The 15,535-nt window shown below is 37.8% G+C and carries 12 protein-coding genes and 1 other annotated feature; of the genes, 11 read left to right on the plus strand and 1 reads right to left on the minus strand.

Annotated features, from left to right (window positions below):
- Positions 1-82: 82 nt before the first annotated feature.
- From secDF to BAU28_RS10780, 11 genes are all read left to right on the plus strand, one after another.
- Entirely contained in the window at positions 83-2,347 is a 2,265-nt protein-coding gene (gene secDF, locus BAU28_RS10730; RefSeq protein ID WP_071718553.1) for a protein translocase subunit SecDF, read from the plus strand.
- Positions 2,348-2,667: 320 nt separating this feature from the next.
- Positions 2,668-3,561, plus strand: coding sequence for a cation diffusion facilitator family transporter (locus tag BAU28_RS10735; protein ID WP_071718554.1), 894 nt, complete (start codon positions 2,668-2,670; stop codon positions 3,559-3,561).
- Between the two features lie 101 nt (positions 3,562-3,662).
- A complete protein-coding gene (gene recJ, locus BAU28_RS10740) occupies positions 3,663-5,984 on the plus strand; it encodes a single-stranded-DNA-specific exonuclease RecJ (RefSeq protein WP_071718555.1) in 2,322 nt (773 codons plus the stop codon).
- Between the two features lie 65 nt (positions 5,985-6,049).
- The gene (locus BAU28_RS10745; RefSeq protein ID WP_002173582.1) at positions 6,050-6,562 is read left to right on the plus strand and encodes an adenine phosphoribosyltransferase; all 513 of its coding nucleotides are present in this window, start codon (positions 6,050-6,052) and stop codon (positions 6,560-6,562) included.
- A 214-nt stretch (positions 6,563-6,776) separates the two neighbouring features.
- Complete coding sequence (gene relA, locus BAU28_RS10750; protein WP_071718556.1) at positions 6,777-8,960, plus strand: GTP diphosphokinase; 2,184 nt, start codon at positions 6,777-6,779, stop codon at positions 8,958-8,960.
- 16 nt (positions 8,961-8,976) lie between these two features.
- On the plus strand, positions 8,977-9,417 hold the full coding sequence (locus BAU28_RS10755; RefSeq protein WP_001266956.1) for a D-tyrosyl-tRNA(Tyr) deacylase: 441 nt from the start codon (positions 8,977-8,979) through the stop codon (positions 9,415-9,417).
- Between the two features lie 115 nt (positions 9,418-9,532).
- Positions 9,533-9,865, plus strand: coding sequence for a YrdB family protein (locus BAU28_RS10760; RefSeq protein ID WP_071718557.1), 333 nt, complete (start codon positions 9,533-9,535; stop codon positions 9,863-9,865).
- An 82-nt stretch (positions 9,866-9,947) separates the two neighbouring features.
- Positions 9,948-10,124, plus strand: coding sequence for a hypothetical protein (locus BAU28_RS30390; protein ID WP_001242605.1), 177 nt, complete (start codon positions 9,948-9,950; stop codon positions 10,122-10,124).
- Between the two features lie 54 nt (positions 10,125-10,178).
- Positions 10,179-10,409: a binding site (T-box leader), on the plus strand.
- Positions 10,410-10,478: 69 nt separating this feature from the next.
- The gene (hisS, locus tag BAU28_RS10770) at positions 10,479-11,750 is read left to right on the plus strand and encodes a histidine--tRNA ligase (RefSeq protein ID WP_071718558.1); all 1,272 of its coding nucleotides are present in this window, start codon (positions 10,479-10,481) and stop codon (positions 11,748-11,750) included.
- A gap of 12 nt (positions 11,751-11,762) precedes the next feature.
- Positions 11,763-13,538, plus strand: a complete 1,776-nt coding sequence (gene aspS / locus BAU28_RS10775) for an aspartate--tRNA ligase (RefSeq protein ID WP_071718559.1) — start codon at positions 11,763-11,765, stop codon at positions 13,536-13,538.
- Between the two features lie 349 nt (positions 13,539-13,887).
- Positions 13,888-14,655, plus strand: a complete 768-nt coding sequence (locus tag BAU28_RS10780) for a tRNA threonylcarbamoyladenosine dehydratase (protein WP_000903181.1) — start codon at positions 13,888-13,890, stop codon at positions 14,653-14,655.
- A gap of 214 nt (positions 14,656-14,869) precedes the next feature.
- Here the strand turns inward: BAU28_RS10780 and BAU28_RS10785 are convergent, their stop codons facing one another.
- On the minus strand, positions 14,870-15,511 hold the full coding sequence (locus tag BAU28_RS10785) for an RsfA family transcriptional regulator (RefSeq protein WP_071718560.1): 642 nt from the start codon (positions 15,509-15,511) through the stop codon (positions 14,870-14,872).
- Between the last annotated feature and the right edge of the window lie 24 nt (positions 15,512-15,535).

Below are 15,535 nucleotides of genomic sequence, written 5' to 3' on the forward strand. Positions count from 1 at the left end.
AAGCATATAGGTATAGAGATTTGCTTATTGCAAGTGAATCAAGTGATGTATGGAATCTGTTAGTAGCAGAAAGAGGGTACATATGGCAAAGCGTGGTACAAGAATTGCTGCCTTTTTCCTCATCGTTTTATTAATTGGTGGAGTAATTGGTGCGGCAGGAAAAGACATAGCAAAAGGAATTAGTCTAGGACTAGACCTTCGCGGTGGTTTTGAAATTCTATATGAAGTAAAACCAGCCAAAAAAGGTGATAAAATCGATCATAATGCACTTGTAAGTACAGTAGGTGCCCTTGAAAATCGTGTCAATGTTCTCGGTGTAAGTGAGCCGAACATTCAAATCGAAGGGCAAGATCGAATTCGTGTGCAGCTTGCTGGTGTACAAGATCAGCAAAAAGCGCGTGAAATGTTATCAACGCAAGCGAAATTAACATTCCGTGATGTGAACGACAATCTTCTTATGGACGGGACGGATTTAAAAGGCGGCGGAGCGAAACAAACATTTGATGAGCAAGGCCGTGCGAGCGTAGGTCTTACACTAAAAAGCGCTGAAAAATTCCGTGAAGTAACTGAAAAGATTTCGAAAATGCCACCACCAACGAATTTAATGGTAATTTGGCTTGATTTTGAAGAAGGAAAAGATTCATATAAAGCAGAATCTGCAAAACCGAATCCGAAGTTTTTATCAGCAGCAACAGTAAACCAAGTATTTAATCAAGCTGAAGTATCTATCGTAGGTGGAAACTTCACAGTTGAAAGTGCAAAACAACTTTCATCTTTATTAAATGCTGGTGCACTTCCTGTTGATTTAAAAGAAATGTATTCAACATCTGTTGGAGCGAAATTTGGTCAACAAGCATTAGAGCAAACGATTTTCGCTAGTGCGATCGGTATTGCTATTATTTTCTTATTTATGCTTGTATTCTACCGTTTACCAGGACTTGTAGCGGTTATTATGTTAGGCTTATACATTTTCGTTACATTACTTGTCTTTAACTGGATGCATGCAGTTCTGACGTTGCCAGGTATTGCGGCATTAGTGCTCGGGGTTGGTATCGCAGTTGATGCGAATATCATTACGTACGAGAGGTTAAAGGAAGAGCTGAAAATTGGTAAGTCAATGATGTCAGCATTTCGTGCTGGTAACCATCGTTCATTAGCAACAATTTTAGATGCGAATATTACAACGCTTGCAGCAGCTGGTGTTTTATTCGCTTATGGTAATAGCTCTGTAAAAGGATTCGCAACAAGTTTAATCGTAAGTATTTTAGTTGGTTTTATTACGAACGTATTCGGTACTCGTTTCTTACTAGGTTTACTTGTAAAGAGTCGCTACTTCGATAAAAAACTATCTTACTTCGGTGTTAGGGAAAAGGATATTATTCCATTAACAAAGGGTGTAGTACATCCACCGACGAAATTTGATCGTATTAACTTCGTAAATATCGGTCATAAATTCTTCTTATTCTCAATTGTAGTTGTAATTGCTGGGGCAATTATATTACCGATCTTCAAAATGAACCTTGGAATTGACTTTGCAAGTGGTACACGTATTGACTTGCAATCAAAACAAGCACTTACTGTGTCTGACGTTCATAAAGATTTAAACGAACTGAAGATTGATGTGAAGGAAGAAAATATTGTACCGACTGGAAATGACAATAAAGGTTTCGCAGTTCGTACATTAGGTGTTCTATCAAAAGATGAAATTGCGAAAACAAAAACATTCTTCCATGATAAATACGGTACAGAACCAAACATAAGTACAGTTTCACCGACAATCGGTAAAGAAATTGCACGAAATGCATTTATCGCGGTATTAATTGCTTCTGCAGTAATCGTTTTATACGTAAGTATTCGTTTCCGCCTTACGTACGCAGTATCTGCAGTAATCGCATTATTACACGATGCATTCGTTATGATTGTTATATTTAGTCTTTTCCAAATAGAGGTAGACTTAACGTTTATCGCTGCTGTGTTAACAATTATCGGTTATTCTATCAATGACTCAATCGTTACGTTCGATAGAAACCGTGAGTTATACAAACAGAAAAAACGAGTTCGTGATATAAAAGATTTAGAAGAAATCGTAAACGCAAGTATTCGTCAAACAATTGGTCGCTCAATTAATACAGTATTAACAGTGTTGTTCCCAGTAATTGCACTACTTATTTTCGGTAGTGAATCACTGCGTAACTTCTCACTTGCGTTATTAATTGGATTAGTTGTAGGTACGTACTCTTCTATTTTCGTTGCTTCTCAAATTTGGTTAATGCTTGAAAACCGTCGTTTGAAAAAGGGTAAAGGAAATAAAAAAGTAGAAAAATCAGTAACTGAACCGCAAGTGTAAAAATGAAAATATATATAAAGATGATGTCCTTTTAAGGGGCATCTCTTTTTTCGTTTCTGGATACAATAATGTAGCGTCTTTTAAAAAAGAGTAAATGGAATAAAGTGGTAGAGAGGTCTTTAGTTTTGTTATAATAAAGTGAAACTTTAATCAGTGGGGGGTCATCCCCCCCACTGATTATTAGCCTTCACCAATCGGGCTTTTACGGGCAGTTGATCTCCCACCTAACTTCCTCGTATTCGCCGGATTTTGAGGTGGGAGTCTTACTGCCCGTTAAAGCGGGATAAAACGATAGGTTAAGAAAAGAAGGGATTTTAATTATGGAAAAAGATGAACGTTTTAAACAGGCCGAGTTTGGTGCTATTGTCGGAATCGTTGGTAATATTATATTAGCGATTGTAAAAGCGGTAATTGGTTACATTGGAAACAGTAAGGCACTTTTAGCGGATGCGGTGCATTCTGGATCGGATGTAATTGGCTCGTTAGCTGTACTTTTTGGATTGCGAGCGGCGAAGCAACCGCCTGATGAAGATCATCCGTACGGTCACGGTAAAGCGGAATCGATTTCAGCGATTATTGTTGCGGTATTATTATTTATCGTTGGACTGGAGATAGCGATCTCGTCTATAAAAGCTTTTTCGCAAGAATTAGAACCACCAAAAGGAATTACGATTTTTGCTGTCGTTCTTTCGATTGTAGTAAAAGAAGGAATGTTTCAGTATAAATTCCGATTAGGAAAACGTATAAATAGTGATGCAATTATCGCAAATGCATATGAGCATCGTTCTGATGTGTTTTCTTCAATTGCAGCTTTAATCGGCATTTGTGCAGCTATTATCGGCGGTAAGTTAGGTATAGATTGGCTTGTATATGCTGATCCTATTGCAGGATTATTTGTTTCACTTCTCGTTGCGAAGATGGCGTGGGATATTGGATCGGAAGCTATTCATGCGACGCTCGATCATGTTTTGCATGAAGAAGATGTTGTTCCGCTTAGAGAGGCAGTTCTTCAAGTGGAAGGTGTGAAAAAAATCGGATCTTTATATGCGAGGGAACATGGTCATTATGTAATTGTTGATATTAAAGTATCTGTAGATCCTTATATCACTGTAGAAGAAGGACATCGCATTGGAAAACATGTAAAAGAAGTACTTATGAAACAAGATAACGTACAAAATGTTTTTGTACATATTAATCCGTATTCTCCAAATTGAGTATAGTAGATATTTGATTATGTAGATATCCACTCGTTGTTTGCGTTATATTGTCACCCCTTAATCTGTCTTGTATAATGGATAGGTTAAGGGGTGATTTCGTGTTACAACCGAAGACGCGTTGGAAAGAAAAAGAATATAGTGAAGAGCGAGTGAGTGAATTAGCAAGCAAATTGCAATTATCACCTCTTGTTGTTTCGTTATTCCTCGGTAGAGGATTAGATACAGAAGATAAGATTGTAGATTTTTTAAATACAGCAGATCAAGAATTTCACGATCCATTTTTACTTGAAGGGATGGATCGGACTGTAGAACGTGTGAAAAAAGCTATTGAAAATGGAGAACAAATATTAATATTTGGTGATTATGATGCGGACGGAGTAAGTAGTACGACTGTGTTATATCTTGCTCTTCAAGAATTAGGTGCAGATGTTGAGTTTTATATTCCAAATCGTTTTACTGAAGGTTATGGGCCAAATGAAGAAGCATTCCGTTGGGCGCACAGTGCAGGGTTCTCGCTAATTATTACTGTTGATACTGGTATCGCAGCGGTACATGAAGCGAAGGTAGCGAAGGAACTTGGAATAGATCTTATTATTACAGATCACCATGAGCCACCACCAGAATTACCAGAAGCACTTGCGATTATTCATCCGAAATTAGAGGGCGGTGTTTATCCGTTTCATTATTTAGCGGGTGTTGGTGTTGCATTTAAAGTTGCACATGCACTTTTAGGTCGTGTGCCGGAGCATTTGTTGGAAATTGCAGTAATCGGTACGGTAGCCGATTTAGTATCACTTCACGGTGAAAATAGATTGCTAGTACAGCGTGGACTGAAGCATATGCGAATGACGCGAAATATCGGTTTAAAGGCGTTATTTAAAGTTGCTAACGTTTCGCAAAGTGAAATTACAGAAGAAAGTATTGGCTTCTCGCTCGCGCCGCGTATTAATGCCGTTGGACGTTTAGAAGATGCAGCACCTGCTGTTCACCTTTTATTATCGGACGATCCAGAGGAAGCGAAAGAGCTAGCTGAAGAGATTGATGAGCTGAACAAACTTCGAAAAGATATTGTAAAGCAAATTACAGAAGAAGCTATCGCTGAAGTCGAAAATAAATTCCCGCCAGAAGAAAATAAAGTATTAGTTCTTGCGAAAGAAGGTTGGAATCCAGGGGTAATTGGAATAGTCGCTTCTAAGTTAGTTGAACGTTTTTATCGTCCAACGATTGTATTAAGTATTGATCCTCATAAAGAAACAGCAAAGGGATCAGCTCGTAGTATTGCAGGGTTTGATTTGTTTGCAAACCTTTCAGATTGCCGTGAACTGTTACCGCATTTCGGAGGCCATCCGATGGCGGCGGGAATGACGCTTCATATGAATGATGTGGATGAATTAAGAAGGCGATTAAATGAGCAAGCAGATGTAATTTTAACAGAAGAAGATTTTATTCCGATTACAGCAGTGGATGCATTTTGTAAAGTAGAGGATGTAACGCTTGCCGCGATTGAGGATATGCAAAAGTTAGCGCCATTTGGCGTAGGAAATCCGAAACCACGTATTGCGGTGAAAAACGCTGACTTAGAAAGTATTCGTGCAATCGGATCTGATGGATCTCATTTGAAAATGGCTCTTCGTGATGGACAAGCAACACTGGACACAATTGGATTTGGATTCGGTGCTTATGCGAAAGAAATCTCTCCGGTTGCGAAGGTTTCTGTAGTAGGAGAAGCGTCCATTAATGAATGGAATAACTTTAAAAAGCCGCAATTAATGGTGCAAGATATTGCTGTAGAGGCATGGCAATTATTTGACTGGCGTAGTATGCGTAATGTAGAAGCGAATTTAGCAGAACTTCCGAAAGAAAAAATAATAATGGTGTATTTTTCTGAAGAGGTATTGAATAAATTTGCTTTAGAAGACTATAAAGAACAGCTCGTGCATGCATCAGAGGTAAGTCATTTAGATGATCAATACATTGTGTTACTTGATTTACCGAAAGGAACAGATGAATTACGTGATTTATTTAAGACAGGATTCCCTGCCCGGATTTATACACTATTTTATCAAGAGAATAATCATTTATTTAGTACAGTCCCAACGAGGGAACACTTTAAATGGTACTATTCTTTCTTGAACCAAAAAGCTCCATTTTCTTTAAGGCAATATGGGGAACAATTGTGTCGTCATAAAGGTTGGTCAAAAGATACAGTAAATTTCATGACACAGGTGTTTTTTGAGTTAGAATTTGTTACAATAAAAGACGGTGTCATTTTTATGGCAGACAAAAAACAAAAGCGTGATTTAATTGAATCGAACACATATCGTGAGAAAATGAACCACTTACAATTAGAGAAAGAATTGGTTTATAGCACATATCAGCAACTATATACATGGTTTGAAGCGATTCGTAATCATAAATAAGTAGAACAGTTATGGTAAAGGATTTGTATTTACAAACCTTTTATATCTGAGGAGGATTCAGAAATATGGATTTCAAGCAACATATCGCAATTGTACCAGATTATCCGAAAGAAGGTATTGTGTTCAAAGACATTACACCTTTAATGAACGACGGAAAAGCATACAAAGCAGCAACAGATGAAATCGTTGCTTATGCAAAAAAAAGAGACATTGATGTTGTAGTAGGACCAGAAGCACGTGGTTTTATTATCGGTTGCCCAGTTTCTTATGCATTAGAAGTAGGTTTCGCACCAGTTCGTAAATTAGGGAAATTACCACGTGAAGTAATTACAGTTGACTACGGTAAAGAATATGGAACGGATGTTTTAACAATCCATAAAGATGCAATTAAGCCAGGTCAACGTGTATTAATTACAGATGACCTATTAGCTACAGGTGGAACGATCGAAGCGACAATTAAACTAGTTGAAGAACTTGGCGGAGTTGTAGCAGGAATTGCATTCTTAGTAGAGCTTACTTACTTAGATGGTCGTAAAATGTTAGATGGTTACGATGTATTAGTATTAGAAAAATACTAATCATTATATAGGTGAAACTACGGTGATAAAAAGTACCCGTGAATCTCTTGGAGAGGAACGGGTACTTTTGTATAATTGCACAAAAAATATGGTGAAATGTCAGTAAAATCTTTTCCTTTTCACAATTCACAATCATTGGGTTATAATGATAGAATATAATTTATTCTATTCTATTCAATAAAGATAAAGTCAATTTTCAATAAAAGGTGATTCGATGGCAAATGAGCAAGTACTAACAGCTGAACAGGTACTCGAGAAAGCAAGTCAATATTTAGCGGATGAAGATATTGAGCTAGTGGCACGTGCCTATGAATATGCGCGTGATGCACATAGCGAACAATATAGAAAATCGGGTGAACCATATATTATTCACCCAATTCAAGTTGCAGGTATTTTAGTTGATTTACACATGGATCCATCTACAGTATCGGCAGGTTTCTTGCATGATGTAGTGGAAGATACAGAAATTACATTAGAAGATATTGAACGGGAATTTAATAAAGAAATCGCTATGCTTGTCGATGGTGTTACAAAGCTTGGAAAGATTAAATATAAATCCCATGAACAGCAACAAGCAGAAAACCATCGCAAAATGTTTATTGCAATGGCTCAAGATATTCGAGTTATTTTAATTAAACTAGCTGATCGTCTTCATAACATGCGTACATTGAAACATTTGCCTCAAGAGAAGCAGCGTCGCATTGCAAATGAAACGTTAGAAATCTTTGCGCCTTTAGCACATAGACTCGGAATTAGTACTATTAAATGGGAGCTAGAGGATACGTCACTTCGCTATTTAAATCCGCAACAATATTATCGTATTGTAAATTTAATGAAGCGTAAACGTGCAGAGCGTGAAGAATATTTAGATGAAGTAATGACTGGTATTCGTGAGAAATTAAAAGAAGTTGCAATTCAACCTGAGATTTCTGGAAGACCAAAGCATATTTACAGTATTTATCGTAAAATGGCACTGCAAAACAAACAGTTCAATGAAATTTATGATTTACTAGCTGTACGCGTCGTTGTAAACAGTATTAAAGATTGTTATGCGGTGCTTGGAATTATTCATACGTGCTGGAAGCCGATGCCAGGTCGTTTCAAAGATTATATTGCAATGCCGAAAGCAAATCTATATCAATCTCTTCATACGACTGTAATTGGGCCGAAAGGTGATCCACTTGAAGTGCAAATTCGTACGAAAGAAATGCACGAAATTGCAGAATTCGGGATTGCGGCACATTGGGCGTATAAAGAAGGAAAAACAGCAGAAACAACGGGTACACTAGAGAAGAAACTAACATGGTTCCGTCAAATATTAGAATGGCAAAATGAAGCTTCTAATGCTGAAGAATTTATGGAGTCATTAAAAATTGATTTATTCTCTGACATGGTATTCGTCTTTACACCGAAAGGCGATGTGATGGAATTACCTCTTGGATCTGTTCCGATTGATTTTGCATATCGTGTCCATTCGGAAATTGGAAACAAAACAATTGGTGCAAAAGTAAATGGGAAAATGGTGACACTTGATTATAAATTAAAAACGGGTGACATCATTGAAATTTTAACATCGAAACATTCGTATGGCCCAAGTCAAGATTGGGTGAAACTTGCTCAAACATCTCATGCGAAAAATAAAATACGTCAATTCTTTAAGAAACAACGTAGAGACGAAAATATTGAAAAAGGCCGTGAACTTGTTGAAAAAGAAGTGCGTGGCTTAGAGTATGAGATGAAAGAAGTATTAGCTCCTGACAATTTAAAACGTGTTGCTGAGAAATTCAACTTTGCAAATGAAGAGGATATGTTTGCGGCAGTTGGATATAATGGCATCACTGCATCACAAATTGTTACGCGACTAACGGACAAGTTCCGCAAACAACGCGAAGAAGAAGAAATCGTCGAAGTTAAAGAAGTTCGTAAACCGATGAAAATTCGAAAATGGGATTCTGGCGTTAAAGTAAGTGGTGCGGATAATTTATTAATTCGTTTATCAAAATGCTGTAACCCAGTTCCGGGCGATGATATCGTTGGGTATATTACGAAAGGCCGAGGCGTATCGATTCACCGTCGTGATTGTGTAAATGTTCATACAGAAGAAGCTGTAGAACGTTTATTAGAAGTAGAGTGGGAAGGTAGTCCTGAAAAAGAAATTGAGTATAACGTTGATATTGAAATTTCAGGTTACGATCGCCGTGGTTTATTAAATGAAGTATTGCAAGCTGTTACAGAGACGAAAACGTACATTTCAGCCGTTTCTGGTAGAAGTGACCGTAATAAGATGGCGACAATTAATATGTCAATCTCGATTCGTAACTTACAACACTTGAAAAAAGTAGTGGAGCGCATTAAACGTGTTCCGGAAATTTATGCAGTACGACGCATGATGCATTAATAGGGAGTGTAGGAAGATGAGAGTTGTTTTACAACGATCAAAGGAAGCGTCTGTCACAGTAGATGGTGAGATTGTAGGGCAAATTCCATTCGGTCTAACATTGCTAGTTGGCATTACGCATGAAGATACAGAAAAAGATGCAACTTATATTGCAGAAAAAATTGCAAACCTACGTATTTTTGAAGATGAGAGCGGAAAGATGAACCATTCAGTACTTGATGTAGAAGGACAAGTTCTATCAATTTCGCAATTCACATTATACGGAGATTGCCGTAAAGGAAGACGTCCAAACTTTATGGATGCTGCGAAGCCTGACTATGCAGAGCGTTTATACGATTTCTTTAATGAAGAAGTTCGCAAACAAGGATTGCATGTCGAAACAGGGAAGTTCGGAGCAATGATGGACGTTTCTTTAATCAATGATGGTCCGGTGACCTTAATTGTAGAAAGTAAATAGTGTTGCCCGAGAAGAGAGGATTATATAATCCTCTCTTTTTCATACATTGTTGTATGTTTTGTTGATTTATCATAGGATGATTGTGAAGGGGAATAAAAGTAGAAGAAGGTGTATCATGATTCAAGAATTCAATATAGCTTTGCGCTTTATGTTAGAGTTATGCATTCTTGGGATTATTGGGTACTGGGGATTTCGTATAGGAAAAATACCGGTTGTAAAACTTATGCTTTCTGTAATTCTTCCGGTTGTTGTGGCTGTTATATGGGGGCTATTTGGGGCGCCCAATGCAGAGTGGGAACTTCATGGCACTCTACACGTTCTATTAGAGATTACCGTTTTTGGATTAGGCGTTGCAGCATTGTATCATTTGAAGCATCCTATACTGGCGAGTGGATTAGCTATTGTTATTATTGTTAATCGAATTCTAATGTTTGTTTGGAATCAATAGCTGTTTCAGTTATGTATAACTATCTCATCAATATGGAACAATAAAAAGTAAAACATCCATATTGAATGTGAGGGATATACGTATGCGTATGAATGAAAAAGGACATTCTGTTACAAATGGTGCAAATCAACTGTTTAACGTGAATTTTCATGATTTTATTTCAAAAGAGCAAAACAATACTTCAATGGAACTCGCTTCTGAGTTCGGAATTTCACTACAAGATGTAAAGCGTCTAAAGAAGCAAATTGAACGCTCTTAGAGCACTTGACAATCCTACGCAACAAACGTATAGTAATTTTATATTTACATATGAATATAACCGTTGATAGAGAAGAGTAAATGAGATACACATGGAAAGAGAAGAAATGTCCTAGGCTGAAAACATTTCTACATGATGACTGATTGAATGACACTCTGTAGGTTTCAACTTGAACGGCATATATGCTTAGTAGGGATGAACGCATATTTAAGCGTTATTAAAAAAGTGGAAGCATACGTGCTTCAATTAGGGTGGCACCACGGGTATAATACTCTCGTCCCTACTGTTCAAACAGTAGAGGCGGGAGTTTTTTTATTTTTATTAAGATTAAAACAATTTGAGGAGGAACTGAATATGTCTATTCAAATCCCACGCGGAACGCAAGATATCCTTCCGGGTAGCGTTGAGTTATGGCAGTATATCGAAGGGCAAGCGCGCGAAATTTGCCGTCGTTACAATTATAAAGAAATTCGCACACCAATTTTTGAACACACTGAGCTATTTTTACGCGGTGTTGGTGATACGACAGATATCGTACAAAAAGAAATGTATTCATTCCAAGACCGTGGAGAGCGCAGTTTAACACTACGTCCAGAAGGTACTGCACCGGTTGTACGTTCTTACGTTGAAAATAAAATGTTCGGTGATGCAACACAACCAACGAAATTATACTATATCGGTCAAATGTTCCGTTACGAAAGACCACAAGCAGGTCGCTATCGTCAATTCGTGCAATTCGGTATTGAAGCAATCGGCAGTAACGATCCTGCAATTGATGCAGAAGTAATTGCACTTGCTGTAGAGTTTTACCGCGGCATGGGCTTAAAAAATATTAAAGTTGTATTAAACAGCTTAGGTGATGCAGCGAGCCGTCAAGCGCACCGTGATGCATTAATTGCTCATTTTGAGCCTCGTATCGGTGAGTTCTGCTCTGACTGTCAATCTCGTTTAGAAAAGAATCCTCTTCGTATTTTAGACTGTAAGAAGGACCGTAACCATGAATTAATGGGAACAGCACCATCTATTACAGAATACTTAAATGAAGATTCAGCAGTATACTACGATAAAGTACAAGAACTATTAACGATGATGGATGTTCCATTTGAAAAAGATCCGAACTTAGTACGTGGTTTAGACTACTATCAACACACTGTTTTTGAAATTATGAGTGAGGCAGAAGGTTTCGGTGCTATTACTACATTAAGCGGTGGTGGTCGTTATAACGGACTTGTACAAGAAATCGGTGGACCGGAGATGCCAGGTATCGGTTTTGCGATGAGTATTGAACGTTTAATTATGGCGCTAAAGGCTGAAAATATTGAATTACCAATTGAACATAGTATTGATTGTTACGTTGTAGCGCTTGGTGAAAAAGCGAAAGACCATGCTGCGAAAATTGCGTTTGATCTTCGTAAAGCTGGATTATCAGTTGAAAAAGATTATTTAGATCGCAAAATGAAAGCACAATTTAAATCAGCAGATCGTTTAAATGCGAAATATGTAGCTGTATTAGGAGAAGATGAGCTAGATAAAGGTATCATTAACTTAAAAGATATGGCAACTGGCGGACAAGAAGAAGTAGCATTAGATGTATTTGCTTCATACGTAGCAGAGAAATTAATATAGGGGGAACTTACAGTGGCTGAAAGAACACATGCATGTGGAAAAGTAACAGTAGAAGCGGTTGGACAAACAGTTCAATTAAAAGGTTGGGTACAAAAACGCCGTGACTTAGGTGGATTAATCTTTATTGACTTACGTGACCGTACAGGTATCGTGCAAGTTGTATTTAACCCAGAAACATCAAAAGAAGCGCTAGAAGTAGCAGAAACGATTCGTAGCGAATACGTATTACACGTAGAAGGTACAGTTGTTGAACGTGGTGAAGGTGCAATTAATGACAATATGGCAACTGGCCGTATTGAAGTACAAGCAACGAAAGTAAACGTATTAAATGCAGCGAAAACAACGCCAATCATTATTGCTGATGATACAGATGCATCAGAAGATGTGCGTTTAAAATATCGTTACTTAGACTTACGTCGTCCTGTAATGTTCAACACATTCAAAATGCGTCATGACGTAACGAAAACAATTCGTAACTTCTTAGATACAGAAGAGTTCTTAGAAGTTGAAACACCAATTTTAACGAAGAGCACACCAGAAGGGGCACGTGACTATTTAGTACCAAGCCGTGTGCATGACGGTGAATTTTATGCATTACCTCAATCACCACAGCTATTTAAACAGCTTCTTATGGTCGGTGGATTTGAGCGTTACTATCAAGTAGCTCGTTGTTTCCGTGATGAAGATTTACGTGCGGATCGTCAACCGGAATTCACGCAAATCGATATCGAGGCATCATTCTTAACACAAGATGAAATTTTAGAAATGATGGAGCGTATGATGACGAAAGTCATGAAAGATGCAAAAGGTGTAGAAGTTAGTGCACCATTCCCTCGTATGAAATATGCTGATGCAATGGCTCGCTACGGTTCTGATAAGCCAGATACACGCTTTGAAATGGAATTAACAGACCTATCTGAATTTGCAGCAGGTTGTGGATTTAAAGTATTTACAAGTGCTGTAGAAAGCGGCGGACAAGTAAAAGCAATTAACGCAAAAGGTGCAGCGAGCAAATACTCTCGTAAAGACATCGATGCATTAACTGAATTCGCAAAAGTATACGGTGCAAAAGGTCTAGCTTGGCTTAAAGTTGAAGAAGACGGCTTAAAAGGACCGATTGCAAAATTCTTCGGTGAAGAAGATGCAAACGTGTTAATGAGTACATTAGAAGCTAATGCTGGCGACTTATTACTATTCGTAGCAGATAAGAAGAGCGTTGTTGCAGATAGCTTAGGTGCACTTCGTTTACGTCTAGGTAAAGAACTTGAGTTAATTGACGAAAGTAAATTTAACTTCCTATGGGTAACTGATTGGCCACTTCTTGAGTACGATGAAGATGCAGATCGTTACTTCGCAGCTCACCATCCATTCACAATGCCATTCCGTGAAGATGTTGAACTACTAGAAACAGCACCAGAAAAAGCGCGTGCACAAGCATATGACCTTGTATTAAACGGTTATGAGCTTGGTGGTGGATCACTTCGTATTTACGAGCGTGACGTACAAGAGAAAATGTTCAAAGCGCTTGGATTCTCACAAGAAGAAGCGCAAGAGCAATTCGGATTCTTATTAGAAGCATTCGAATACGGTACACCACCACACGGCGGAATCGCATTAGGTTTAGACCGTCTTGTTATGTTACTTGCAGGTCGTACAAACCTTCGTGATACAATTGCATTCCCGAAAACAGCAAGCGCAAGCTGTCTATTAACAGAAGCTCCAAGCCCAGTTGCAGAAGCTCAGCTTGAAGAGTTAAACTTAAAATTGAGCTTGAAAGAAGAGAAGTAAGAATGAAGTCTAGATGGTTATACTATAGCCGTCTAGACTTTTTTTGAGAGGTTGTTTAAAAAGTCCGGTTTAGATAACGGTCGCATCTCATCGTTGCTTCGCCAGTCCGGTGCTCGAGTAGAAAAGCTACACTGCGCTCCTCCTGGCTTCAGCGCCTCGATCTGCTCGGTTCTCTAAATCCTCCTTTTTAAACGTATATTGAAGAGGTTGTTTAAAAAGTCCGGTTTATATTATGTTTCTTTGTTTGAAATATGTATTTTTAGGGATTCTATAACTTTTTCTATACAAATAGTCGGAAAAACGCTAGAATACATGGTAGACCATTTTTGTAATAGGAGTGTAGAGCTGAATGTTACATCAATTTTCACGTAATGAATTAGCCTTCGGAAAAGAGGGCCTTGAAATATTAAAAAATAGTACAGTCGGTATTTTAGGAATTGGCGGAGTAGGGTCATTTTCGGCAGAAGCGTTAGCGCGTTCTGGCGTAGGACGTCTTGTATTGGTTGATAAAGACGTTGTAGATATTACAAACGTCAACCGTCAAATTCACGCTTTAGTATCTACTGTAGGACGTTCAAAAGTAGAATTAATGAAAGAGCGTATTGCAGACATTAATCCGGAATGTGAAGTAATTGGACTAGAAATGTTTTATACAGATGAAACATATGAAGAGTTCTTTAAACACGGTTTAGATTTCGTAGTAGATGCATCTGATACGATTACGTTCAAAATTCATTTAATTAAACAATGTTTACGTCGTAAAATTAAAATTATCTCATGTATGGGTGCGGCAAATAAAATGGACCCAACTCGTTTCCGTATTGCGGACATTTCTAAAACACACACAGATCCAATTGCGAAAGTAATTCGTACGAAGCTTCGTAAAGACGGTATTAAAAAAGGTGTAAAAGTTGTCTTCTCTGACGAAAACCCAATCGTAATTCGTGAAGAGGTACGTAAAGAAATCGTACCAGACGAAAATGCAAAAATTCGTAAAGCGAAATTACCACCTTCTTCAAATGCGTTCGTACCATCTGTGGCTGGTTTAATTATGGCGAGTCATGTTGTACGTGAACGTATTAAAAACGTAGAAGTGAAGCGTGTAGGGCAAGAATAAAAAACAAAAGCGCATATTCCATGAGGAATATGCGCTTTTTAATTTGTATAAAAAATTTTAAAAAAATATCCATATTGGTAATGAAATAGCTCATCTCTCCTTTCGATAATACACATCATTAGGGCTATAAAAACATAAAAGTTATATTTTACCTTATTGTAGTTTAAATGCACAAAAAATAATCCCCACCATGTAGTATTAGGTGGGGATTATTTCAATTTTCTGCTGAATATATAATATCTAAATTTCCATTTTGATCAGTCTTGAAAATCGGAGCAATCTGCTCCTCCTGTTCTTCGACTGAAACTAGTTTTCGAGCACGATCCATAATTCTAACAAGCATTGCATAATCTTCTTCGATTGCTTGTTGTTTTTTTGTGAGAACAGCTAATTTTGCTTCAAGTTCATTATTCGTATTTTGCAGGGAAGTGAGCTGATCTCGTAATACGTCATTTTCAGTTTGTAACTTTGTGAGTGAAGGATTATTGTACTCCAAGTTTTGCAAAAATGAGATGACATTTTGCATTGTAAGATCTTGTTTATTTGGCGTAATATCTTCTGAAAACTCGGCATCGATTACGAGTTGTTTCGTTTGTGAGAACTGCTCTTTTTCTATTTTAGCTTCCGAACGCTTTAATTCTTTACGTTGTTTTTTTGCAAGTTGTACCGCATCTTCATAATTTGGTCTTACTTCAGCATTCCATCTAAATCCACAAGCTGCTGAAGTTCGGTTTAATGTATCGCCAACTTCATCGAATGCTTTTATTTGTGTACTTCCGCTGCGAATATGTCGTAAAACAGTTTCTGCTAAAAGGAGATCGTCTTCTTTTGTCCATGCATCTTGACGTGTTTTCATAAGCGAAGCCTCCGTAATGGTGAC

It is taken from the genome of Bacillus paramycoides (genome assembly GCF_001884235.1).
GTDB lineage: Bacteria > Bacillota > Bacilli > Bacillales > Bacillaceae_G > Bacillus_A > Bacillus_A paramycoides.